The organism is Aquirufa sp., from assembly GCF_964796385.1.
The window spans coordinates 13,259-37,724 of the sequence record NZ_CBAUBA010000027.1; the positions used below are offsets into that span (position 1 = coordinate 13,259).

19 protein-coding genes and 1 pseudogene are annotated in these 24,466 nt (G+C 39.9%); 9 read left to right on the forward strand and 11 right to left on the reverse strand.

Going from position 1 to position 24,466, the window contains the following annotated elements:
- Positions 1 to 27: 27 nt before the first annotated feature.
- Genes AC1W6K_RS08825 through AC1W6K_RS08840 form a run of 4 tightly spaced genes read right to left on the reverse strand, consistent with a single transcriptional unit; the run spans position 28 to position 4,050 of the window.
- Positions 28 to 1,365: a Gfo/Idh/MocA family protein gene (locus AC1W6K_RS08825; RefSeq protein WP_481947203.1), complete on the reverse strand. Its 1,338-nt coding sequence runs from the start codon at positions 1,363 to 1,365 to the stop codon at positions 28 to 30.
- Between the two features lie 18 nt (positions 1,366 to 1,383).
- Positions 1,384 to 2,271 carry a formylglycine-generating enzyme family protein gene (locus AC1W6K_RS08830; RefSeq protein ID WP_481719525.1) on the reverse strand — a complete coding sequence of 296 codons (888 nt, stop codon included), beginning with the start codon at positions 2,269 to 2,271 and terminating at the stop codon, positions 1,384 to 1,386.
- Positions 2,249 to 3,259, reverse strand: coding sequence for an FAD:protein FMN transferase (locus tag AC1W6K_RS08835; RefSeq protein WP_481947204.1), 1,011 nt, complete (start codon positions 3,257 to 3,259; stop codon positions 2,249 to 2,251). Before AC1W6K_RS08835 ends, AC1W6K_RS08830 begins: the two co-directional genes overlap by 23 nt.
- A gap of 8 nt (positions 3,260 to 3,267) precedes the next feature.
- Positions 3,268 to 4,050: a 3-keto-disaccharide hydrolase gene (locus tag AC1W6K_RS08840; protein WP_481947205.1), complete on the reverse strand. Its 783-nt coding sequence runs from the start codon at positions 4,048 to 4,050 to the stop codon at positions 3,268 to 3,270.
- Between the two features lie 137 nt (positions 4,051 to 4,187).
- Here AC1W6K_RS08840 and AC1W6K_RS08845 point away from each other — a divergent pair, with 137 nt between their 5' ends.
- Positions 4,188 to 4,553 carry a DUF2237 family protein gene (locus tag AC1W6K_RS08845; RefSeq protein ID WP_481719528.1) on the forward strand — a complete coding sequence of 122 codons (366 nt, stop codon included), beginning with the start codon at positions 4,188 to 4,190 and terminating at the stop codon, positions 4,551 to 4,553.
- 34 nt (positions 4,554 to 4,587) lie between these two features.
- Here the strand turns inward: AC1W6K_RS08845 and AC1W6K_RS08850 are convergent, their stop codons facing one another.
- Complete coding sequence (locus AC1W6K_RS08850) at positions 4,588 to 5,718, reverse strand: alginate lyase family protein (protein WP_481947206.1); 1,131 nt, start codon at positions 5,716 to 5,718, stop codon at positions 4,588 to 4,590.
- The gene (locus AC1W6K_RS08855; RefSeq protein ID WP_481947207.1) at positions 5,715 to 7,244 is read right to left on the reverse strand and encodes an arylsulfatase; all 1,530 of its coding nucleotides are present in this window, start codon (positions 7,242 to 7,244) and stop codon (positions 5,715 to 5,717) included. The genes AC1W6K_RS08850 and AC1W6K_RS08855 overlap by 4 nt, the downstream gene beginning before the upstream one ends.
- 190 nt (positions 7,245 to 7,434) lie before the next feature.
- On the opposite strand from AC1W6K_RS08855, the gene AC1W6K_RS08860 reads away from it, so the two are divergent.
- The 4 genes from AC1W6K_RS08860 (at position 7,435) to AC1W6K_RS08875 (ending at position 12,906) form a co-directional block, all read left to right on the forward strand.
- The gene (locus tag AC1W6K_RS08860) at positions 7,435 to 9,357 is read left to right on the forward strand and encodes a heparinase II/III domain-containing protein (protein WP_481947208.1); all 1,923 of its coding nucleotides are present in this window, start codon (positions 7,435 to 7,437) and stop codon (positions 9,355 to 9,357) included.
- A gap of 85 nt (positions 9,358 to 9,442) precedes the next feature.
- Positions 9,443 to 10,534, forward strand: coding sequence for a glycoside hydrolase family 88 protein (locus AC1W6K_RS08865; protein ID WP_481719532.1), 1,092 nt, complete (start codon positions 9,443 to 9,445; stop codon positions 10,532 to 10,534).
- Between the two features lie 3 nt (positions 10,535 to 10,537).
- Positions 10,538 to 11,533 carry a carboxylesterase family protein gene (locus AC1W6K_RS08870; RefSeq protein WP_481947209.1) on the forward strand — a complete coding sequence of 332 codons (996 nt, stop codon included), beginning with the start codon at positions 10,538 to 10,540 and terminating at the stop codon, positions 11,531 to 11,533.
- A 383-nt stretch (positions 11,534 to 11,916) separates the two neighbouring features.
- Positions 11,917 to 12,906: a hypothetical protein gene (locus tag AC1W6K_RS08875; RefSeq protein ID WP_481947210.1), complete on the forward strand. Its 990-nt coding sequence runs from the start codon at positions 11,917 to 11,919 to the stop codon at positions 12,904 to 12,906.
- A gap of 32 nt (positions 12,907 to 12,938) precedes the next feature.
- Here AC1W6K_RS08875 and AC1W6K_RS08880 read toward each other — a convergent pair whose 3' ends face one another.
- Positions 12,939 to 13,532 (reverse strand): SOUL family heme-binding protein, encoded by a 594-nt coding sequence (locus tag AC1W6K_RS08880; protein ID WP_481719535.1) that lies wholly within the window; start codon positions 13,530 to 13,532, stop codon positions 12,939 to 12,941.
- A 218-nt stretch (positions 13,533 to 13,750) separates the two neighbouring features.
- Between AC1W6K_RS08880 and AC1W6K_RS08885 the strand changes: the two genes are divergently transcribed.
- On the forward strand, positions 13,751 to 15,388 hold the full coding sequence (locus AC1W6K_RS08885) for an amidase (protein WP_481947211.1): 1,638 nt from the start codon (positions 13,751 to 13,753) through the stop codon (positions 15,386 to 15,388).
- A 23-nt stretch (positions 15,389 to 15,411) separates the two neighbouring features.
- Entirely contained in the window at positions 15,412 to 16,836 is a 1,425-nt protein-coding gene (locus tag AC1W6K_RS08890) for a DUF3748 domain-containing protein (RefSeq protein WP_481947212.1), read from the forward strand.
- A 4-nt stretch (positions 16,837 to 16,840) separates the two neighbouring features.
- Here the strand turns inward: AC1W6K_RS08890 and AC1W6K_RS08895 are convergent, their stop codons facing one another.
- Positions 16,841 to 17,710: a dienelactone hydrolase family protein gene (locus tag AC1W6K_RS08895; protein ID WP_481947213.1), complete on the reverse strand. Its 870-nt coding sequence runs from the start codon at positions 17,708 to 17,710 to the stop codon at positions 16,841 to 16,843.
- Between the two features lie 121 nt (positions 17,711 to 17,831).
- Here AC1W6K_RS08895 and AC1W6K_RS08900 point away from each other — a divergent pair, with 121 nt between their 5' ends.
- Both AC1W6K_RS08900 and AC1W6K_RS08905 read left to right on the forward strand, forming a co-directional pair.
- A complete protein-coding gene (locus tag AC1W6K_RS08900) occupies positions 17,832 to 20,153 on the forward strand; it encodes a hypothetical protein (RefSeq protein WP_481947214.1) in 2,322 nt (773 codons plus the stop codon).
- Positions 20,154 to 20,222: 69 nt separating this feature from the next.
- Positions 20,223 to 21,068 carry a metallophosphoesterase family protein gene (locus AC1W6K_RS08905; protein WP_481947215.1) on the forward strand — a complete coding sequence of 282 codons (846 nt, stop codon included), beginning with the start codon at positions 20,223 to 20,225 and terminating at the stop codon, positions 21,066 to 21,068.
- A gap of 57 nt (positions 21,069 to 21,125) precedes the next feature.
- Here the strand turns inward: AC1W6K_RS08905 and AC1W6K_RS08910 are convergent, their stop codons facing one another.
- The 3 genes and pseudogenes from AC1W6K_RS08910 to AC1W6K_RS08920 all read right to left on the reverse strand — a co-directional run.
- Positions 21,126 to 23,573: a TonB-dependent receptor gene (locus AC1W6K_RS08910; protein ID WP_481947216.1), complete on the reverse strand. Its 2,448-nt coding sequence runs from the start codon at positions 23,571 to 23,573 to the stop codon at positions 21,126 to 21,128.
- 164 nt (positions 23,574 to 23,737) lie between these two features.
- Positions 23,738 to 24,070 (reverse strand): Lcl C-terminal domain-containing protein, encoded by a 333-nt coding sequence (locus AC1W6K_RS08915; RefSeq protein ID WP_481719542.1) that lies wholly within the window; start codon positions 24,068 to 24,070, stop codon positions 23,738 to 23,740.
- Positions 24,071 to 24,195: 125 nt separating this feature from the next.
- A pseudogene (locus AC1W6K_RS08920) lies at positions 24,196 to 24,466 on the reverse strand (arylsulfatase); the annotation flags it as partial.

The following is a 24,466-nucleotide window of genomic DNA, read 5'->3' on the forward strand; positions in this document are numbered from 1 at the left end:
GTGAAAAAAACAGTTCTAATTTTATCACTAAAAATAATTCGTTTTTCCGGGTACTGCTACGGTATATAATCCATTTGCATCCGGTTTAGATGGCATATCTGCATCCCAAGCAAATCGAGATGGAGCAATATTAATACCTGAATTGATGGCCTTATCCCACTCAATGACTTGGCCGGAATAGGTTGCCATTCGGCCTAAAATCGATGTCATCGTTGAATAAGCTCCATTTTCTGCATCTGCAAATTTATATTCACCTGCAGCCACAGTTGCCCATAACTCATCATGCTCGGTTTGGTATGGATTATTTTCTTTGGTCTTTTTGTCAAATGCAAATTGGACATTGCCCTTGGAATCTAAAATCTTTGCCGCATCAAAATGCACTTTTCCTTTGGTACCAATGACATGCTCGTCTACTTTGGCCCATGTACCTGGGATATGCCTACACTGACTATTCAATATCGTACCGTCAGCATATTCAAATTCAACGATGTGGTGATCAAAAATTTCACCGTAATCTTTGCCTTTTCGAACCTCACGTCCACCTGTTCCGCGCGCACGCACCGGATATCCATTTTTTACCCAGTTGATGACGTCAATATTGTGAATATGTTGTTCGGTAATATGATCTCCGCAAATCCAATTAAAATAATACCAATTCCGTAATTGATAATCCATCTCCGTCTGTCCTTCCTTTCGCGGTTTTACCCAAACGCCATCGTTATTCCACCAACAAGACGCTGAAACTACATCACCAATTTGGCCATCCTGAATACGCTTCATAATCTCACGGTATGAGTTTTGGTAATGGCGTTGTAGGCCAACGACCACGTTAAGCTTCTTTTGCTTTGCAATTTTCGCCGCATCTAAAACGCGCTGGATTCCTGCTGGATCTGTTGCCACAGGCTTCTCCATGAAAATTTGCTTTCCTTGAGCTACAGCTTCTTCAAAATGCATTGGACGGAAGCCCGGTGGCGTTGTTAAGATGACCACATCAGCTAATTCCATCGCCTTTTTATACCCATCAAAACCAGTAAATTTTCGATCCTCAGGTACATTTACCTTTTGACTTACCGGAATTGCTTTGGCTGATGCATCCTTTGCGCGGGATTTCATCAGACTTGCATAGCAGTTATCCAAGCGATCCCGGAATACGTCTGCCATCGCAACTAATTGTATGTTTTCCTTCGTGCTTAAGGCTTGCGTAATCGCGCCAGTCCCACGCCCCCCGCAGCCGATTAAGGCAACTTTTAGGGTATCGTTTACCAGGCTTTGGCCTGAAAATGCATTTGCTGCCCAAGGGGCTAGAATTATTCCACTCGCCGTTAAGCCTGTTTGCTTCACGAAATCTCGTCTTGTATTTTTCATTCGTTTAACTGGTTTAGTTTATAAGTATTTTTCAAAAAATGTATTAATCTCTTGTTTGGTGGGTTGCTTGGCTGGTCGCATAATCCGAAAGCCTACAAATGGAGCATCCGCATTCCACCAGATACTTTTGGGTACTTGCGGGTCTCGTCGGTTCCAGATCGGATCTGCCGCCATTCGGGCCGTCGGCCGAACTTGAATTGCCTCATCCTGAAAATTCCCTCCGCGAACAACCGCATCGGCATATTTGTCTATGAAGACTGGACTATCCTTCCGTGGATAAACTTCATCATAGTGATCTAAGACCCATTCTGAGACATTTCCAAGCATGTCGTGTAGTCCAAAGGCGTTCGGTTTTTTTAGGCCAACTTGTTGGTACTTTTCATTTGAATTGCCTTTAAACCAAGCATAATCTGTCAGTTTATCCGCGGGAATTTCAGTACCGGCTTTGCTTGCATATTCCCATTCAATCTCGGTGGGTAGGCGGTAAAAAATGCCTGTTTTTGCATAGAGCCACTTGCAATACATCAGCGCTGCATATTGTTGCATGGAATTTGCGGGGAATCCACCCACTTTTCCCATTCCCAAGGTAAAATCAATATACGGCGGACTCGGTCTAGTCACCGCATCAGGCCCTTCTTTAGGCGGCTTTGGTTCTGGGTCACGGGATTCCTCAAAAAACAATTGATATTCATCATAAGTCACCTCCGTTTTACCCATCCAAAAAGCAGGAACTTGTATTTTTTCTCCCGACTGTTTTTCTGTTTGACCAAAAATGAAGTTTCCGGAAGGAATGGCCACCATATCGAAATTAACGCGTGTCTCCGGAATGGATTGTTGGTAGGATTTTAGACCCTGCCCCCATAGCGCATGTGAAAACAAAAGACTAATAAATACGAGTTGCCTCATATGGAATCAGTTTATAGTTGAATAGGATTTTGGGTTCACCAGTTTCATTTTCTAAAACGAGTAAGCGAACGTTTCCCAATTTTACTACTAATTTTTCAATTTCTTGCAAGGTCATTACTGTAGCGGCCGTCGCTAGCCAGTCGGCCAAAGTCCCGTCCACCGCTATGGCTGTTGCAGATCGAGCATGTGTTAAGGCCATTCCGGTTCTTGGATCTATCACATGTGAATATTGTTGGTCACCGAGGCGCACCGACTGATACGTTTTTCCGCTAGTTGCCACAGCGACATGCTTAAGTGTGAGTAATTCGGGTAAGGTTGCATTGGATGCAGGTATTTCGATGCCCACTTGCCAGGGCAAATCGGTAGGCCCTTGGCTTGTCATGACGATTTTTCCACCTGCGTCAACGAGCGCATAGGGAAAGCCAAGTGTCTTTAATTCATCCAAAACCCGTTGGGCCACGAACCCCTTTCCCAACGACCCAAGGTCCAGCTGGCATGCCGTGTCAAGCAGCCTGACCTCTGTAGAATCGGCTGAAAATTCCAAACACGTTCCTTGTATCTTTAAGGCTAGTTGGCGCAACTCCCCCAAATCAGGCATTTTTCCTAGCTTCCGCGCCTGTCGCCACAGCCCGACGGGTCTACCCACGGATACATTCAAAGCTCCTTGCGTAAATTTTTGTGCATAGAGGGATTGCTTCAAAATAGCTCGAAATGGTTCGTGAATGGGATAAAACGTACCGCTTCCTGCTAGCCGATTTACGTGGCTGAGTTCCGAATTTGGTTGGTAATCACTTAGGTCGCTTTCTAAGTGTGCGGCCAACTGAAAAGCGCGTTTTACCGCTTTGGAAATTCCGGTTGAATCTGCGCATGAAATTGTAATCTGAAATGGGGAGCCCATGCGCTGCGTTTCATAGGTGTATTTTTGAAACTGCGCGTGTGCGTTGTATGTTAAAAAGAAGAATATTAAACCTATTATATTTTTAAACATTGTGTTGTTTACTGCTCTTTAGACAAATCCAATAGTTCAATATTTTTAAAATCAATTTCTTGTCCTTCACTTTGAAGTGCGATGAATCCACTTTTTAGTAGTTGGCCATCAATTTTTAAAGCAGGATTATAGCGATTAGCCACGCCACCACCTATCTGCGGTTGGGTATATTCCAAAACCGTTTCTCCATTTATTATATGTGTAACTAAAGAGTCCCCACGGACAATTAATTCAGCGGTTATCCATTGTTCATTTTCAAATGTTTTTGAGCTGGAGTTGATGCAATGCCTCGGATCGATTCTACCTTGATAAACAACATCGGTACCGGGCGAGCACATATTCCCAGTGGGTCTTGGTTTTCCGTCTGCCAAAATTCCGAGGAATTGCATTTCGACCGATATGGGCCAATCTTGTTCTTTGAGCATTGTTTTCGGGTCTTGGGAATGAAACATAACCCCAGAATTTCGCTCGGTGTAAATCGGCGCATCTTTTCGCCAAACACCGGTAAAGCGATATTGCAAACGAAGTTTATAATGTGAAAAAGGTTTATTGAAATATAAATGACCATATCGCTCTTTAAATTGATCATATTGGTCATATCGAACCTTGATCATTCCATCTTCAGCGCGAAATGTATTTCCAAAATTCTCGCCAACCTCATGGTGGTGGATTTTAACTGTCCAGTTTTTAAGGTTTTTGCCATTAAATAACTGAATCCATTTTTCTTTCTTGGGTTTTGCTTGGGATAGGAAAGCTATGCCGCAAAGTGCGATAAGTAGGAGTTTTTTCATTGGGTAGGTTTAGTTTTTAAAGTAAGGTATTTATGCGTAAAAAATAAAATTTAAGTTCATTGTTCTTGACTCAATTTTGTCGTAGCTATTCCTGTTTAATCCAATTTGCTTACTTTTACACATAAGCCAAATACGATATGACAGCTAATTCCTTGAACGTATACGAAGAACCGTTGGTGATTTGTGGAACAAGCCCCATGACGGGAGCTTTCCGAGATGGTTGCTGTCGGACGGATATAAATGATCGCGGAACGCATACTGTTTGTGCCGTGGTCACGAATGAATTTCTACAATATTCCAAAAGTAGAGGAAATGACTTGACCATTGATTATCCAGCATATGGTTTTAAAGGTCTTGTTGAAGGGGATAAATGGTGTCTATGTGTATCTAGGTGGATTGAAGCCTATCATGCGCACGTGGCGCCACCTGTTATTTTGAAAGCCACCCATATTCAGACCTTAGCTTATATCTCATTAGCTGAGTTAGAAAAATATGCGCATTAAATGTAATTAAAGGGCTAATACGCTGTAATATCAATTATTGGTTTGCTATTGAATGCCATAAAATAGGATTTCGTATGGGGCTATTTCGAATGACTTCTTGATTGCTTGGGAAGTGGTTTAATTTTCTCCACGTGTTCATGGCGACTTTATTGCCGTGTAAACCCGCGAAAAAGAGGCATGATTGAGCGATGGGCCATTCGTCAAAATACATGATATCGGCAGGGTATTGCCACTGGGATTTGTCTTGAATGTAGGGTAGTAAAAATTGAATTCCTTTTTGGATTCCACGCCCGTCGGGCATATTCCAATCCCATACCTGAAGAACATGTGCTAGCGTGGCCATGATGTCTAGGTTAAAGAGTGAATATCCATACGGTTTGGTGCGTTTTAACTCAAGTGGAAAAGAACCATTTAGATCCATTTGGTTTGGTATATAAACCTGCATGTAGCGTTTTCTGCAAAAATCAACGAGTGCGGCATTGCCTGTAAAAGAGGCAAAAACGGCTACTTGGAGTGCCCAACAAGTACCATGATTATTAAGGGCATCCCGTTCTGCCAGGCCATAGGGGTGCGTGCTTAGCCATTGGGTATACGCTTTAAACCAGTTGACAATCTGTGCATAATCTTCTGAGGAAATTTGTGATTTAAGTGCTTCTAAGGCTTTAATGACCTCTAAAAAATGGATGGTGTCGATGATGCCTATTCCTCGGCCGGTTGCTTTTCCCTTGATTGCTTGCGCATAAAGAAGGGAAGGGTTCATGCGTGTCTCGGGATCAATGAACCAAGCCCTAAAATGGTCGACTGCCGCTACTGCATAGCGTTTTTGATGGCTGAGTTTAAAAGCGGATGCTAGGGTGCCCACAATATCGCTGAAGCGAATCATGGCGATTCGGTGAGCGACAAAATTTTCCGGATTCGTTTCTCCATCGCGTTGAATGTACGGTCCATCAGGGTTTGCAGGGTCTGGCCACCAATAATCTCCTTCAGAGTAAAAATCGTGTTTTCCGCCGGCAGAACGCGAACAAACGGTCGTGGTGATGGTGACCGGTTTTAGACTTAGTTGTTTGTTGGCCTTCTCCAACGTCTGTGCGATTAATTCCTTTGGATAGATTTCCAAGGCCTGACTGGAAAAAGAAATCAAAAGGAATACGAGACTTAGTTTCATTTGACGCCAATGTTTTGTGCCCATTGGGTATATTTATTGATGAGATCTAGGCGTTTTTCGGGTAATTTAGTTGCCAAATCATGGGCCTCTATGCGGTCATTTTTCAAGTTATACAATTCCCATTTTTTGAGGTTGTTATCCCAAACTAATTTCCAGTCCCCTTCTCGGATGGCTCGATTTCCTTGGTGTTCCCAGGCGATAAATGGGTGTTCTTCCCGGTTTTTTTGTTTTAAAATAGGCAATAAACTTTTGCCTTGAATAGGTTTAGATGGGTTGATTTTTCCAATGTCGAGTAGCGTGGGGAAAAGGTCCATGATATGCCCAACTTGATTAGTTCGGAATCCTTTAGGGATTAATTTTGGGTAGTGAATAATTAATGGAGTTGAGATACCTCCTTCGTGCATCCAATGTTTATACATGCGAAAGGGCGTGTTTCCGGCGGATGCCCATTCTTTGCCATAGGTGGTATAACTGCCTTTGGCGCCAACGGGCGTATGGAGTGATTTTTGGTATCCAGCTTCCCCTAAGTCTTTTGCCGCGCGGTCATTAAGTAGTTCATGGCATGCGCCATTGTCAGATAAAAAAACAAACATGGTATTATTCCATTCGCCAGATGCTTTTACTTCTTGCATGATGCGACCGATTCCCTCATCCATGATTTGCATCATGGCAGCGTAGGTCGCCATTTTGTCAATGTAGATTGACGGATTTTTTATGGTATCGAACCGGGCGACACCTGGATCCATATCGGGTAATTGATCCGCGCTCGGGAGCAACCCCATTTTCTTTTGTTTTGCAAATCGCTCTTCTCTTAGTCTTTCCCAGCCTTTTTGGTATGTTTTTCGGTATTGGTCAATCAAATTTTCAGGTGCGTGTAAAGGCCAATGTGGTGCTGTATAGGCAAGATAAAGAAAAAATGGGTTTTTCGAATTGGCGGATTTTAGATACGCGATTGCCTTGTCACTGATGGCATCCGTCATATAAAACTGATCAGACGGAATGTATTTTTTGTTATCCTCGATTAGTTGGCGATTTGATAAAACCTCATAATAACTCGTAGCTCCCGAAATAAGTCCGAAATAATGATCAAATCCGCGCTGATTTGGCCAGTCTTCTTGTTGCTCACCCACGTGCCATTTGCCTGACATAAAGGTCTGATAGCCATGTTTCCGTAGTTCTTCGGCGATGGTAGGTGTTTCGCGGTTTAGAAATCCTTGATATGGAGTGAATGATTTGGAATTATCATATGGCTTGGTTGTAACCATAAGCCCCATTCCTGCTTGATGTGGATACATTCCGGTGAGTAGTGCGGCACGGCTTGGGCAACAACGACCTGCATTGTAGAATTGGGTAAATAAGACACCATTTTTACCCAATAGGTCAAGATTGGGGGTTTTTATTTCGGAGCCCATTAGGCCAATGTCGCTGTAACCCATATCGTCCGCCAAAATAAGAACGATGTTTGGTTTTTTTTGTGCGTATAAAGGTGCACTTAGTAACACGAATAGAAGGTATATTTTTTTCATTTTTCGACCGAATGAATGTTGGGGTAAAAAAGTCTTTGATTTGGATATTCTTTCAAACGCTGAACAGTAACGTGTTGAGTCAGTTATATTTTTTCAAAATTAATGTGTTAATTTGGTGAAATTATATCAATTTATTTTGATTTTAATGATATTAAAATTCTAAATTTTTCCTAATTCCACCGCATTAATCATGAAAAAGTTACTCACTCTTTTCCTCGCATTGATTCTTTTTTCCTCCACTGGTCAAATTACCCAGCGCAATTTTTTAACTAAAAAATTTGCGAAGGAGGACGTTTTGAAATCGCTCATTAGTCAAAAGAACTACCTACCTTATCCCAAAACAAGTAAGGAATGGAGTCAAATTATTCCTTTGGAGGAGCAAAAAGAAATCATTAAACGGGCTGAGGATATTATAAAAAAACCTGTGCCTACTATTGATGCGACCCTCTTGATGGAATACTTGCGATCCGGTGATCGCGAGGAGCACGGAAAGATTTCTTTTGGGAAACGAAATAGCTTGATGGAGTTAGTGATGGCAGAAACATTAGAAGATAAGAACCGTTTCACTGAAAAAATCATGAACTATGTTTGGTCTATTTGTGAAGAAACCTATTGGGGTGTACCCGCTCACTTAAGCGTTCAAAAAGCGAAAACAAATTTACCTGATGTAGAAGATCCTACCGTTGACCTTTTTGGTGCCGAAACTGCTGTTGGCTTAGCCCTAACCGATTATTTTGTAGGTGAAAAATTAGATAAAATTTCCAAATTATTGCGTTCTCGAATTTATTTTGAAATAAATAAAAAAATCCTAACTCCATCTTTAGACCAGAATCGCTACGGCTATTTAAGTAAAACGAGGGCGGTCAATAATTGGAATCCATGGATCGTCTCCAATATTATGTTGGCAAATTTATTGATAGAAAAAGATGAGATCAGACGAGGGAACCAGCTTTATACCCACATGGGCTATTTAGATCTGTATTTTAATGGATTGGGAGAAGATGCCGGTTGTGATGAAGGTCCATCTTATTGGTTTGCAGCAGGTGCAAGTGCCTTCGATGCTTTGCAGGTTTTAGCCACGGCGACCGATAATAAGTGTGAAATTTTCAGTGAACCATTTATTCAAAAAATGGCTTCCTATGTCTATAAAATGCATATTTCAAATGACTATTTTGTCAATTTTGCAGATGCTGACCCGACCCTAAAACCGGATGGGATTATGCTATATCGATTTGGTCAAGTTATTCATGATGAGCCATTGACTAATTTCGGACTTTGGGCGAGTCAAAATTTTGATCCGGCCATTACATTTGTAGGTTATCAAAAACACCGAAAACTTTGGAATTTGATGGCTTACGCGTCTATGCCCAAAGCAAAAATTGAGAAGCCAACATTAACTGATTATTGGTTCAATGATATCGAAGTGCTTACATCTAGGAGCGATGACTTATTTTTTGCTGCCCATGGGGGACATAACGCTGAATCGCATAATCATAATGATGTGGGTGATTTTGTTTTTTATGCAAAAGGAGAACCGATCATTATTGATGCAGGAAGAGGGAATTATACCGCTAGAACCTTTTCAGCGCAACGCTATAATCTTTGGTTTACGCAGTCAGAATATCATAATTTACCTACCATCAATGGTGTTGGACAAAAAGCGGGACGGGAATTTGAGTCGGGCCAACTAACCCATACGATTGGTGATAAAATGAGTGGAATTAGTTTGGATTTGGCGAAGGCGTATCCTCAAAGTGCAGGAATAAAGAATTACCAACGAAGCATTCAGTTTAACAAAGTAAAAAAACAAATTGAAATCAATGATGCGTATGAGCTCACGCAAAAGCAAAGCAAATTACAGCAGTCTTTTATGACGCTTTGTCAAATTGATTTAGCTAAACCGGGAATCATTTCGTTAAAGACCACGACCGGAGATATCCACTCCATCAAATACGACGCGAAGAAATGGACTGTTTCGGTTGATTTACCAAGTACTGATGGACCCGAGTATAAAAGCTTTAAAACTAAGTGGTCCAATCGTCCCGTGCAACGAATTTTATTTGAATCGGTCGACCTAACTCAAAAAGGTAAAAACCTGTTTATCATCCAATAATATGCTGAGAGCAACTTGTATTATTCTGTTTATTTCGTTTAACTCTTTCGCTCAAAATTCGCTTATAAGTAGATTGGAAGCCCAAATGAGTGTTTCTCTACGCGAACTTTCCGAAATTAGCCAAACAGCAGGCAATAAAGTTAGTCCGCGGACTGTTCGAAATGACTCCTTGATTTTAGTCGCACCTAGAGATTGGTGCTCAGGATTTTACCCCGGGAATCTTTGGTTTTTATATGAATTAACAGGAAAAAGCTATTGGAAAGAAAAGGCGGAATTTTATACGCAAAAAATTGAAAGCGAGAAATTTAATGGAGGGACACATGATTTAGGATTTAAAATGCTGGGAAGCTTCGGAAATGGGTGGCGGTTGCAAGCTAGTGAGATGTATAAAACCATACTTTTACAATCCGCAAAAACTTTAAGTACGCGATTTAACCCTAAAACAGGTGTTATTCGCTCTTGGGATCATAGTAGAAATAAATGGGACTATCCGGTTATAATTGACAATATGATGAATTTAGAACTACTCTTTTGGGCATTCAAACAAACAAAAGATTCTAGCTTTTATCGGATTGCTGTAAATCATGCGAACACGACAATGAGAAATCATTTTAGGCCCGATTTTAGTTCGTTTCATGTAGTTGACTATGATGTTACGACTGGATTGGTAAAAAAGAAAAATACACACCAAGGATACGCTGATGAATCTGCTTGGTCCAGGGGTCAAGCCTGGGCATTATATGGCTACGCCGTTTGTTACCGAGAAACGGGCGACAAAAAATATTTACAACTTGCCGAAAATATTGCTCAATTTATTTTCTCGCACCCTCGCCTTCCATCTGATTTAATCCCTTTTTGGGATTTCGATGATCCCAAAATACCAAATGTGCCGCGGGATGCTTCAGCCGCCGCAGTAACAGCGAGTGCCTTGTTCCAATTAGCTTCATTGAAATCAAAGTATGCGAAGGACCATATCAAAAAAGCAGAAAAAATCCTTGCAAGTCTTTCAACGCCCACTTATTTGGCACCTGAGGGAACTAATCATGGATTTTTACTGAAACACAGTACCGGAGGATTACCGAACGGATTTGAAATCGATGCGCCCATTGTATACGCAGATTACTATTTTTTAGAAGCACTCACATATCAAAAAAAGATGCATTTATCACGACATTAATTAATGAAAAATATAAGTTTAATTTTTGCGCTAACCTTCCTTGCTTTTCCTTTTTACGGGCAGAATCGCTATAAAAACGAGGTCTTTACCGCGATAGATTCGGTCATGAATATGCCTTACGGCATGGCGAAAACAAGTAAAGGTGAAGATCAAATTTTGACTCTAGATGTTTACCAGCCTAAGCTAGATACTTTGAAAAAAAGACCTTTGGTTGTTTTTATACACGGAGGTGGATTTGTTAATGGAGATAAAAGGACAGGTTATTCAAAAACCGTTGCCGAAAATTTGACAAAAAGAGGCTTTGTCGTTGCATCAATTAATTACCGATTGGGTGTTGAAGCACCAAGATCAGATATGAATTATTTTGAAGCCATGATGCGTGCCGTTCAAGATGGGAAAGCAGCGATTCGCTTTATGCGAAAAAATGCCCTACAATGGGGAATTGATACCTCTAAAATTGTCATTAGCGGTGGTTCAGCTGGTGGAATGACTGCCCTACATCTTGCGTATTTAGATCAAAATGAGGTTCCGGCCGATTTTAATACAGCTAAACATGGGACTGTCGAAGGCTCATCTGGAAACGATGGGATTTCTTCAAAAGTACATGCAGTCGTTAATTTCTGGGGTTCCATGGCCAATGTTCATTGGATTAAGCCCACCGATATTCCTGTTTTTAATGTGCATGGAACGGCTGACAAAACTGTCCCATTCGATTCATCCTTCTCCTACCATGGATTCAAACATGGAAGCTTGATTGTTTACGAACAAGCATTGCGTTTAGGAATACCAACGGGAATAAAATTATCCGAGGGATTAGGTCATACATTGGATAATAATCAAACTGCCATTCGCACGTCCTTGGATGAAGTTGCTCAATGGCTTTATGCTTTTGTTCTTTATCAAACTCATCCAAACGGTTTTTTATATCCTCCAAATCAATTTCCCCCAACGAGAAGCGTTGGGCCGTCTGGGATAAAATACAAGAAACGAATGATTTGATTGATCAATTTAGCCGTTCTGATTCAAATTTATTTTTGATCAAAACAGCTTCGCAGTTGCTAGGGCAAGACGGTAAATTTCAGCCTAATTTATATATCGCGGACAAACTTCATTTTAATGCGAAAGGATATGAAATTTGGACAAGCATCATCAGGGAAACGATTAAAAATATACCCTAGAATTTTGCTTACCAAATTTACTCTTTGTGAAATGCCTTTGTCCATAAGTAAACCATTGGCGTTAAGTTAAACTCGCAAAGCTTCTAGGCTATTGTACTACTAAAATTTGTTTCTAAAGTCTAATTTCAGCAATTGTTCGGATGAAATGTTAAATTTGGCATCATTTACTGCCAACGCTTTTCTTATAAAAGTAATTTTAGTCGCATGAGATTTAGTATTTATATTTTTGCGCTTTTTGTTTTCATAAGTAGTTGTCAGCAGGAAGAACTTCAAGATCCGCCCACCGTTATTACAGGCGTACCAGCAAATATTTCATTAACTGCGGCCACTTTAACTGGAGATATAACGAATGAAGGTTATTCTGCCGTAACGGCGAAAGGTTTTGTATACAGTAGCCAAATTCGCAATCCATCTTTAAATGATTCGAAAGTTGAATTGGGAACGGGAAAAGGGGCCTTTGCATTCGTTTTGGACAAACTTACTCGCAATACCAGATATTACTTTAAAGCTTACGCGACTAATTCTAAGGGTACGAAGTTAGGTGAAGTTAAAAGCTTTATCACGTCGGATTATCTCTTACCATCTTTATCGACCGATGTCCCGAAAAGCATAGGATATTCAACCGCCTTTTTGGGTGGAATTGTTGCAAACGATGGGGGAGGATTTGTTTCCGAAAGAGGCTTTGCCGTGGGCGCAAACCCAACCCCCACTATATTGGATTTAAAATTTACTGACTTATCTACGGGTATTGGGGCCTATTCGTTATTTGTTACCACGCTAAAGGAAAGCACCAAATACTATGTTCGGTCGTACGCAGTAAATCAAAAGGGAATTTCTTATGGAAATACGCACATCTTTACCACTGCGGATTTAGCGTTACCCACAGTGATCACCGAAAAGGCTTTAAACATATCGCAAAACGCAGTAAAAATGGGTGGAAATATAACGAATGACGGAGGATCAGATGTAGTGGAAAGCGGTATCTGTTATGGTTTAACACCTAATCCAAAACTTTCAGATTTAAAAGTGATTTCAGGGGTAGCATTGGGCTCATTTTCTGTAGCCGTCAATGATTTACGAGAAAACACCATGTATTATTTTCGAGCCTATGCAATTAATACAAAAGGGCTCACATATGGCAACGAGCAAAGTTTCAAAACTTTATTTGCACCTGTAATTCCCAATAGCAAATAATTTTTGCGAGAAATAGCTCGTTTATCTTATTGCTACTCTTTCCACTCGATCGGAATAATAACCTCATTTTTTCTTCCAATGAATTGATAAGGAGCATTATATCCTAAGAAGGTAAAGTCACCGGTTGTTTTAACCTTATTTTTATCAAGTAGTTGCTTAAGGGCAATTTGCTGTTCGTTGATTTTTTCGTCGGTAGCATATCCATTAAACGTAATCACAGCGACATATTGAGCTGTAGATTTAGAAATGTGCACATTTTCGTCCTTGGGTACGGGTAAAGTTGCCTCTGTATAATTTTCTGGCATAACAAAACTCATGGTCGAGCCCTTTTCATTAAAAGCCATGTGCACGGGAGCCGTCATCGAAATACTTTTCCCTTGGTCATTTCCTCCAAATATATATCCAGCCAACTTCCTGAATCCGTTGCTGGCCACCGACTTGTAATCAGTTCCTGAACTGTAAATAGTGGCTAAAGTAGCTTGTGGATAAAACCTGATTTCATAGCCTGCTTCTTTTTTAACCAACCTGTATTTCTGATTTTCGGTCTTGAACACGGATAAAGATTTAAACGATAAAAAAATGCTGACCACTAAAAATAGTGCGATATACGGAATTTTATTTTTCATGTTTGCTAAACCTTTTACGCTACGGAATTGTTCAAAATTTTAACGTTTTTATTTAAATAAAGCGATCATAATTTTACCTTTTACTTCGTCTCCTAAAAATTTTAAGTCAACTATTGATTTTTCCAAAAGAAAGGTTTGCCAAAAAGCGAAATTGATTAACTAAATTTAAAATCCGAGGTATTTAAAAGTTATTCTTTAATCATTAATTTTTTACGAACATGAAGAAAATTGCTTTGTTATTAATGATGTGCAACGCCGCTTTTGCTCAGTCAAAAGCTGATTTATTAAGTGCTGCCAAACTTTTTGATTTAACATTTACCACGCAGGAGCTGGATACACTTTATTCCGATGTGGTTGATAATGTAGCGAATTACAAGGCGATGCATGCGCTATCCTTGCCGAATAATGTGCCATTGAGTTTATGGCAGAACCCGAGACTTCCAGGAATGAAATTCAATTCGGTTAAGCGCCCTGTAGTTTGGACCCAAGCACAGCTAAAATTACCTTCAAATAAGGCAGATTTAGCTTTTTTTTCCATTAATCAATTGGCTCATTTACTAAAAACAAAGCAAGTGACCTCGGTGGCATTAACGCAATTATTTATTGAGCGGATTAAGACTTATGGGCCAACTTTACAATGTGTGATTAGTATTCAAGAGGATTTGGCCTATGCGGAAGCGCGGCAGGCGGATCGAGAAATAGCTGCAGGAAAATATCGAGGATTGTTACATGGCATTCCATATGGCTTAAAAGATTTATTTTCAGTCAAAGGAACTAAGACTACGTGGGGGGCGGCTCCTTACAAAGATCAAGCGATTGAAGAAGATGCGTACGTGTATTCAAAATTAAAGGAATCGGGCGCTGTATTGGTAGCAAAATTCACGTTGGGGGCGTTGGCGATGGGTGACTACTGGTTTGGTGGTAGAACGAAAAATCCATGGAATTTAAACTTTGGTTCTTCAGGGTCATCTGCCGGATCCGCTTCCGCTACGGTAGCTGGTCTTGTTCCTTTTGCGATCGGGACGGAGACATGGGGAAGTATTGTTTCGCCCGCAACGACTTGTGGCGCGACTGGATTACGACCTACTTTTGGACGTATTAGTCGGTCTGGCGCCATGGCATTAAGTTATTCATTGGATAAAGTAGGACCTATTTGTCGGTCAGCTCAAGATGCTGCCATTGTTTTTCATTACTTACATGGAACTGATGGGAAAGATTTAGCGGCTGTGGATATGCCTTTTAACTACAATGCCAATCTTTCGCTGAAAGGAATGAAAATTGCCTATGCCAAAAACTATTTTGACAAAATTAAAGATACATCCCGGAGTGAATGGAGGGTCCTGGCCGATTTGAGAAAGCAGGGTGTTCAATTAGTACCAGTTGATTTTCCGGATGAAAATATTTACACGTTTAATATCATGGATGTAATTATCGGGGCAGAATGTGCGGCGCAGTTCGACGAATTGACCCGAAAAAACATCGATGATCTACTCACCCGTCAAACCAAAAATGACTGGCCTAATCAATTCAGAGCTTCCCGTTTTATCCCTGCCGTGGAATACATAAACGCACAGCGACATCGCTACACCTTAATGCAAAAAGTTAATGAGGTAGTCTCTCAATACGATGCAATTATTTGTCCTTCCCGCGGAGGCGGCAACCAGTCGGCGATTACCAACTTAACCGGCCATCCCGTTGTTTGTGTCCCTACGGGTTTGGATGCTAAAACGAAGCTTCCTACCGGAATATCGTTTGTTGGCAAATTATACGACGAAGCCACAATCTTACGCATCGCACAATTTTTTCAAGATCATACTGCGCATGAGGATATTTACCCAAGTGCATTTTTATTGTAGTGTTTTAGGGACCTGAACGTGTCATGTTCAATGCACAGATCAGTCATTTTATACGTTTGGAAAAAATGAATGAATTGAAAATAGCTTACTTCTTTTTATCCTTAATTTTTACATTAATCTCTTGTAAAAGTATGCCCGTACGACCTGAAAATCAAATAACGTTTGACCTAGATTATAATCATGATTTAGATAATAATGATAATTTTTCTCCCGATGATCAGTGGCTTGTGTACGATACTAGGACGGACGAAGGAGGCATCGCTATTTCGAGTAAAATTGAAAAAGTTCACGTAAAGACCGGGGAGAAAAAGGTTTTATATGCGCTAAAGGAAAACACCCAATGGGGCCCTGGCGTAGGTGCCGTTAGTTATTCTCCCATCGATTTTTCCGTGGTTTTCATTCGTGGATTAATGCATAGTTCGAAAGAAAATCCCTATCAGCAATGGCGCCGGACGGGTGTAATTATTGATGAAAAAAATCCGAATGTTCCCATCCGCATGGATGCGCGTGATGTGAATTTTCCATTTACGGCAGGTGCGTTGCGGGGTGGTACGCACCGACATGAATTTAGTGGGGATGGCAACTGGATTGGCTTTACCTATAATGATGCGATCATGCAATCATTGGAAGCCAAAACGGGTAAAAAACACAACTTAAGAACGATTGGTGTTGCTAAAAAAAATCACCCCGTGAAAGTTGATAGCGGGATAAATGGTGAAAATAATTCAGGAGCGTGGTTTAGCGCACTCGTGGTTCACGTGGTATCTAGTCCTACGCCTGGATCTGATGAAATCAGGCAAGCATTAGGCGATTCCTGGGTGGGCAAAAATGGGTATCCACTTGCTGAGGGAGGTTACCAAATGGCAAGAAGCTTTATTGGAACTGTTAATGATGCAAACGGAAAACCGGTAGATGAAGTTTTCCTAGTTGATATTCCCAAGGAAATAAATCAAAATGGATCTTTGGGGCCTTTGGAGGGCACCTTAGATTACATGCCCTTCCCACCCAAAGGAGTCATACAAAAACGATTGACTTATACATCTGAAACTGCAAACCCAGGTTGTGCGGGTATCGTTCGAAGCGATTTGATGGGTGAAAACCTGGCCTATTTAGCCTACGATATTAACGGAATTAGGCAAGTTTTTACAATTTCTCCGAAGGGAGGGAAGCCCCAACAAATCACAAAACATGATAAATCGGTAACTAGCAGTTTGCGCTGGCATCCGTCAGGTAAATTTATTTTCTATGTGTACGAGGGAAGAATAGTCCAGTGCCAACTAGGTTCGGATGCATTTGAAAATCGAATGCAATACTTGACGGCTAAGCAGCGCAACGAGCCCACCAACATTGTTCTTTCGCACGATGGGAAAACGGTAGCGTTTAATCGAAAAGTAATGAATTCGAAAAATCAAGAAACGAAGCAGATCTTCACAATTAGCTTACCCTAACGCATCATTCGTTCAAATGTTTTTTGAAGAAATTTAGTGTTCTACTCCAAGCTAAATCAGCCGTTTCTTTCTGATAACGCGCCGGGGATGAGTCATTATTAAAGGCGTGTTGGGCCCCTTCATAAATAAACAATTGATAATCTATCTGATTACTTTTCAATGCATTTTCATAAGCTGGAATCCCCGCATTGATACGTTCATCTAAACCGGCATAATGAAGCATCAATTTGGCTTTAATTTTAGGAACCATTGCAGGGTCGATTTGCCGACCGTAATAAGGCACGCCTAAAGTTAATGCAGGATCCGCGGCGGCCAAATCATTGACAATACCACCGCCCCAACAAAATCCAATGCAAGCCGTTTTTTGATTACTATTTTTCAATGTTCTGAGGAAGCTTAGCCCACTCAGCATATTTTCAATATTTTGTTTCGCATCTAATTTTCCGATTAGCGTACGTCCCTCATCTTCGTTTGTTGGCGTACCCCCAAATTGACTCAATCCATCAATCCCTAAGGCAATAAATCCCTCCTTGGCAATTCGCCTCGTCACATCTTTTATGTGTGGGGTTAAACCTCTGTTTTCATGTATGACTAAAACAGAGCCCATGCGCTTTTTCGCCTGCTTGGGTTGGACCAAATAGCCTTTGATAACACCATTAGGTGATGGAAATTCCGTTATCGAAATGAGTAGGTCGCTATCATCCTCGGCAACTTGTGCACTTGCCGCATAACTCCCCTCTAAAACGGGTAAAATAGTGCTTAAAGCAGCTGTTCCTCCGATTAATTTGGTTAATCGGTTTAAAAAAACTTCCCTGCTTAAAGGCTTGTGTGTATATTCATCAAATAGTTGAATGATTTCTTGATTTAATTTCATCGTAAATTTTATTTAAAATGGTATTTTTCAGGAATAATTGGCAATATAAAATTTTATTGGCGGGGTTTATATGTTTGTGCCAACTAGCACAAAAATTTTCAATTACATAACATTGGTACCTATGAGAAAATTAGTCCAAGCATTGTTTTTTATTTTGTTTGCATTTTCGAGTCAAGCTCAGATCGTTGACTTTTCAAATGCCACGATACATGTGACAAAAGAATTAAAATCTCCCTATCGAGAAACCTATCTTAGGCTAATTCAGGAAGAGATAAAAAAGCGGACCGACCTAAATTTGCGTGTGCAAGATAAATCGGATGCGATGCCAATCATCGCCTTGGTGTTCGCGACAGATCAAAATTTGCATGGTATTTCGTTACCCCAATTGCCTAAAAATTCCCCTGCATTTGCCAAAGAGGGATATGCTTTTTCAATCGATATAAGTACTAAAAGGCCTATTTTATGGCTCATAGGTGGGGATGAAAGGGGTATTTTATTTTCCTTAGGTGAGTTTTTCCGAAAAGCCCATTTGTCGAAGCATAAGATTTTAGTGGATAAAAAATATGATGTAGTAGTTTCACCGCTGCATACAATTCGTGGCCATCAGTTGGGTTATCGGAATACCGCCAATTCATGGGATGCTTGGGATGCGAAGCAGTATGAACAATACATTCGAGATTTAGCGCTTTTTGGAACGAATGCGATTGAAAATATTCCCATGGAGGACAGTCCGCTAGGGCCTCACATGAAATTATCACGGGAGGAAATGAATATTAAATTAAGCCAAATCTGTTTGAATTATGGGCTGGATTACTGGGTTTGGACACCTGCTATTGTGGACTTAGCCGATGAAGCCAAGTTTAAGCAGGAGGTCATCAAGCACACTGATTTTTATAAAAGAACGCCCAAGATAGATGGCGTTTTTTTTCCTGGGGGTGATCCTGGAAGTAATCATCCGAAATATGTGTTGCCTTTCTTAAAAGCCCTATCAGCAGAGCTGAAATTATCTCATCCGGGAGCGGGAATGTGGGTTTCTTTGCAAGGGTTTAGTGATGAGGAGGTTAATTATTTTTACGAATACTTGGAAAAATATCAACCCAACTGGTTAGTGGGTGTCGTTACAGGTCCAAGTAGCCCTGATCTGGCAAATACGCGTTTCAGATTACCCAAGCAATACAAGCACCGCCATTACCCGGATATCACACATACGGTGCGTTGCCAATATCCTACGGAGAATTGGGATCAAGCATTTGCCCTAACAGAAGGTCGTGAGGTTTCGAATCCTCAGCCGGTTTATTATGCTAAAATACATCAGCGATTTGCGCATTTGACAGATGGATTTATAGCTTATTCAGATGGGGTTCATGATGATGTCAATAAAGTTATTTGGAGCCAAAGATCGGTTGATCCATCAAAAGATGTGCGTGATGTCTTGGTTGAGTATGCACGGTTCTTTTTTGGCAATCATGTATCAGAACAAGTAGCTGATGGCATTTTGGCTTTGGAGGGTAATTGGGTGGGTCCAGTAGAGGAAAATGGGGGTATTGAGACAACGTTCGCGTACTGGACAAATTTAGAAATTCAACATCCGACGCTGAAGAATAATTGGCGATGGCAACAGCTGTTGTTGCGTGCATATTACGATACCTATATCAAACGGCGAAAAATTCATGAGCAAAAATTAGAGAATCAGGCGAATTTAATCTTAACCAAAGCTAGTCAAATAAGGGTACTTAAAGCCATGGAAATGGCGCTTGCGAAGGTTAATGAGGCAGATAATGCATCTGTAAATTCAGATTTACGTCAAAAAATCATCTCTTATTGCGACGCATTATTTACCTCCATTGGTCTTCAATCGAGTGTGGTGAAGTATCAGGCAAGCGGTGCGGAGCGTGGGGCCGTATTGGATTTTATTGATTACCCCTTAAATAACCGGTGGTGGTTAGCTGATGAATTCGAGAAAATTAAAAAAATGACCAAGGAAGAAGATCAATTAGCGCGCATCGCAGTGATTGCGAACTGGGAGAATCCAGGGATTGGTAGTTTTTACGATAACGTATCGGATGTCGCGAAGGGTCCTCGTGTGACGACTCGAACGGATGATGGAACGGATGTGCTATGGGAAGAAAATGGTAAAAGTAGGCGCCGATTATCCTCTCAGTTATATCAAAATTTTCCCAAACTAACGTATGTTGACCTAGACCCCAATGCGAAATATTCCATTCGGATTTCCGGTTATGGAGAAGCCTTACTACGTGTAGATGGCGTTCGCATTGCGCCGACGCTATATCAAAAAGGCATGGGGGAGTTCAAAGAGTTTCAGCTGAGTCCACAGTATGTGCGCGATGGAAAAATTGAGGTTTCGTTTGATGAACCGGAGGAATCTCATTTAAATTGGCGTCAGCATTCCAAAGTTTTTGATGTGTGGTTATTTAAAAATTAACATAAAATTTATTTTAGTTAACATCTGTTGCGGTACCTTTTAGTACATTTAAAAAACAATAACTTATCCATGGAAAATCATCATTCAATCTCGAGGAGACATTTCGTTAAAAATATTTCGTTCGCATCTGCTTTTTTTGTGGGTGGTGGATTTCGCTCATTTTCTGAGCAGGAGGTAAACCTAGTAAAGGATCAGGTCGTTATGCGCTTTGCGGTTGCCTCTGATTCGCATTATGGCCAGCCGAATACTCCGTATGAGGCGATGATGGATACAATTATTGAAAAAATTAACCTTTTCCATGGTTCAAATCCACTTGATTTTTGTGTGATGAATGGAGATATTGTTCATGATGAAAAAGCTTTTTTGCCGCTTGCCAAAAAGAAATTGGATGGATTCCGTATGCCTTATTATGTTACTCGGGGAAATCATGATAAATGTTCTTCAGATTTTTGGCAAAACGTGTGGAACATGCCTTTGAATCATAACCTAGTAGTCAAAGATTCTGTTATTTTATTGGGTGATACGTCGAACGAACAGGGTACCTATGTTTCTCCTGATCTAGCGTGGTTAGCTTCTCAATTAGAGGCCAATAAACTACGTAAAAATGTATTTTTGTTTTTACATATCCCGCAGGCGAAATGGACTAAAAATGGGATTGAAACACCTGCATTTTTTGAGTTGATAAAGAAATATCCCAACATTCGGGCTGTGTTTCATGGTCACGAACACGATCAAGATGGTGTTCAAATGGTAGGCAAACTACCTTTTTTGTTTGACTCACACATTGGTGGTAGCTGGGGCACACCACATAAGGGTTTTCGCGTAGTTGAACTCCTGAATAATGGAACCGTTCTTACATATTTGATGGATCCTACGAATAAAAGGAACGAGCTAAGCTACGGATTAATGTCTTAAACGGGCTTCTATTGCGCGACTCAATAACGTAATTATCGCGTCCGGCAGTAGATGTTACTAAAATTCTTTTTCACCAAATTCACTACTAGATAACTTTAGTTTTTTCTCACTAGATCGGAAATTATAGGATAGATTTAAGAGGAAAATATTGGTTTCTTGAATGTAATTTGTTGAGGTATAAAAGTTATCGCCTGTTGTAGAAATGCTTTGTTCATTTACCTTCATGTTCCCAAATGCCAAATTCTGCCACTGAACTGTCAGAAATAATTTATTTTTCAAAACGCCTTTCTTTAGGCTTATGTTGGGTTGATAAAATCTTGAATCAATACCTTGAGCCGTGTTTTTAGCGGAGAGATAAGCTAAATTAAACTGCGCTGAGGTGGAGGTATTTATTTGGTAACTGATGTTTGAATTAATTGAATAGACCAAACCGCTGGAATTTACAGCAACTGAATTATTGAATAAGGCACCTTTTATCTGTAAGCTATAGATGTTTCCGCCTACGAACATCCTCAAATTTTTAAAAGGGGAGTGGGTAAAGCCCATGTCGGATCCAACTAATTGTGCTTTTCCTGCATTGGTGTATATTCTATTCAAAATGGTATCATTATATACGCTATTGACGCGATTAACGATATTATCTATTTGCTGCGTGTAAAGCGTTAGATAAAATGAGGACTTTTTGAAATCTTTTGTAAATCCTGCCTCCATAATTCGAATAAATTCGGGTAGAATGGATGGATCACCTTGCTCGAGTGTTTCGCTATGTTCTCTTTCTGGGTACGGATTAAGTTCGCTATTCGTAGATCGTTGAACTCTCCTACTGTAGGCTATTTTAAATCGTAAATCATCTTTAAAGTTATAGAGGATATTAGCCGACGGGAAAAAATTAGCAAGTTTCAAAACAGAACTTGATGCCGATTTAGGTACCTGAAAGTCTCTAAAAGCATTTTCATAACGCAAGCCGGATGTAAATTCTAATTTTTTAAAGACACCGCCATATTGGGCATAGAGTCCATGAATTTTATTAATGATTTGTATTTGGGCTGAAAAATTTGGATTTAAAACCAGTGGCAATCCGTTGCCCGATTTTTGAAAATAATTAAAGACCCCATTTTGTGATTGATTTCGATATTGATATCCCATGGTAAGTTTTCCTATGCCCAACGAAGTTTCATAATCAATTTTTAATCGATAGGCATTAAGTGGATTTTCCCCGGTATTTAGTGTGTATTGTAGCGTGTCAGTAGTATTTCTTTCCCGTAAGTTTCTGTTTTGGGTGAATCCGTCAATCATCGCATATTCATGTAGTCCCGAAAGGCTTAAGCTGGATTTATTTCTAAAACGATGGGTATAATCTACGTTATAGACATTAAAGTAGCCCGACTTTAAAACCAGATTAGAATTAAAATAATTAGTTCGTCCAATTAATGTATTTGTTAAAACATTGTATTTCGAATTGGTGTAAAATATGTCGGCAGTGCGGTATTGATTCTTTTTGCCTATATATACGCCAACGAGCAAATCATCGTTTTTTGTCGGCGTATAAAGTGCAGAGCTTCGGAATCCATAGCTATCACGTTTAAAACTTCTTTCTCCTTCGCTAGGAAACGAGGTTAGCACATTTTGAATTGTTGTCCTTACATCTCCAATACGTCTTCCTGCAATATCATTTTGTAAATAATTGAATGAACTAGCCATATTCCATTTTCCTTTTTGAAATGTAGCGCTTAGATCAAAGCTTTGTCTACTGGGTTCCGTTGCATTTTCATATTGTTTAATTCTTGGAAGGCCATACTGCATATTGGAGGAGAAGGACCAACCATCTTTTGTGCCTTTTTTAGTAACAATGTTGATAATTCCGGCTTTGCCATCTGCATCATATTTGGCAGTTGGGGCAGTTATCATTTCAATATTTTCAATCGTATTAGCTGCGATTTGGGCAAGTATCGTAGCGGCGTCTACTTGGGTTGGTTTTCCATCGATTAAGATTAAAAATCCTTTTGATCCCCGCATGGAAATTTCTCCTTCGGCATTAATCATGACGGAAGGGATATTCTTAAGTACATCTGCGGCGGTTCCACCTTTAGCTACCTCAAATTGATCCGCTTTAAAAATTTGTTTTTCCAAGGTTGACATGACCTTGATCTTTTCTTTTGAAACTTGGATGGTTTCTAATTCTTGATTCTGTGGTGTTAGATAGATAGCACCAAGTTTCAATGGACCATTTAGTTGATCAACTAATATGTCAATAAGTTTAGTTTGATAGCCTACGTATTGAATTTTTAGGCTATATGCTCCTGCTTTTACACCAGTAAATTCGAAAAAACCTTTTTCATTTGCTATTTGTCCTTTGGCTGCACTGGGTTGATTTTTTGACACAATTTGAACAGATGCAAATGAAAGTGGTTCTCTTGTCAACGAGTCTATTAGTTGGCCATTTATTGACTGATTTTTTTGGGAAAAACTTGTAAAACAAACGAATAGCAAAAGATATTTAAACATCACGGAGGTAAAATAGACTATTAAAGTAAACAGATATTATTTAAAGCCTGTATTTCCTTACAATGAATTTTAAATTATTTTTAAAGAGGTAAGCCTGAAAAACTAGGTGTTGGAAGGACCAACTAGCTTGATTGCGCGTATTTGTAAATCGTGTGATTTGCCAACTAATAAACCTTTACCGCACGTACGAAATATTCTGCACGCTTGTTGGCAATGAAACCACTCATTCCAAAACTAAAACTATGTCTCCACGCACTTTCTTCATTTACCTCGGAGGAACTCCAATAATAGGTGTTTTTAAATCCACCGATTTTTTGCCTGTTTTGGTACAAAAAACTTAATTCCTCGCGCGATGGTAAATGCCAACCATCTCCTAATTTAGCGCAAGCTTTTTTTGCATCTTGCCAATTCAATTTCTCAGGAAGATCAAATTCGGCAACGTCCAATTTTCCAATTCGGATAGGATTTTCAATGGGACGCAGGGATGTTTGTGCCATGAGCAGACAGTTTATAAGCAGGAAAGGAAATATCAATAACTTTTTGATTTGGTTTGTTTTTAAAAAAGTATCAAATATTAATTTTTAGTGCATTAGCGAGTTTTACGTTAATTAATTCGCCTTTTTTAGTCAATTTTTTCAATTTCGACACTAAATGGTAAAATCATTTTACCCTTAATCAAATAATAGGGAATCAATTCCCCATTTAATTCGGGAAGTGTTATATTTTTCATTTCAATTAAATCCGTATTGGTATCATTCTTCATTTGATTAATTATTGAATTTGTTTCCAAATACATTGCCCCTCCTGCACTAATTGGCTTTATGAATTTAAATTTAAAATTATACTTGCCTTTTAAAATACTGACGTTCCATTTTCCAAATATTAATTCTTGA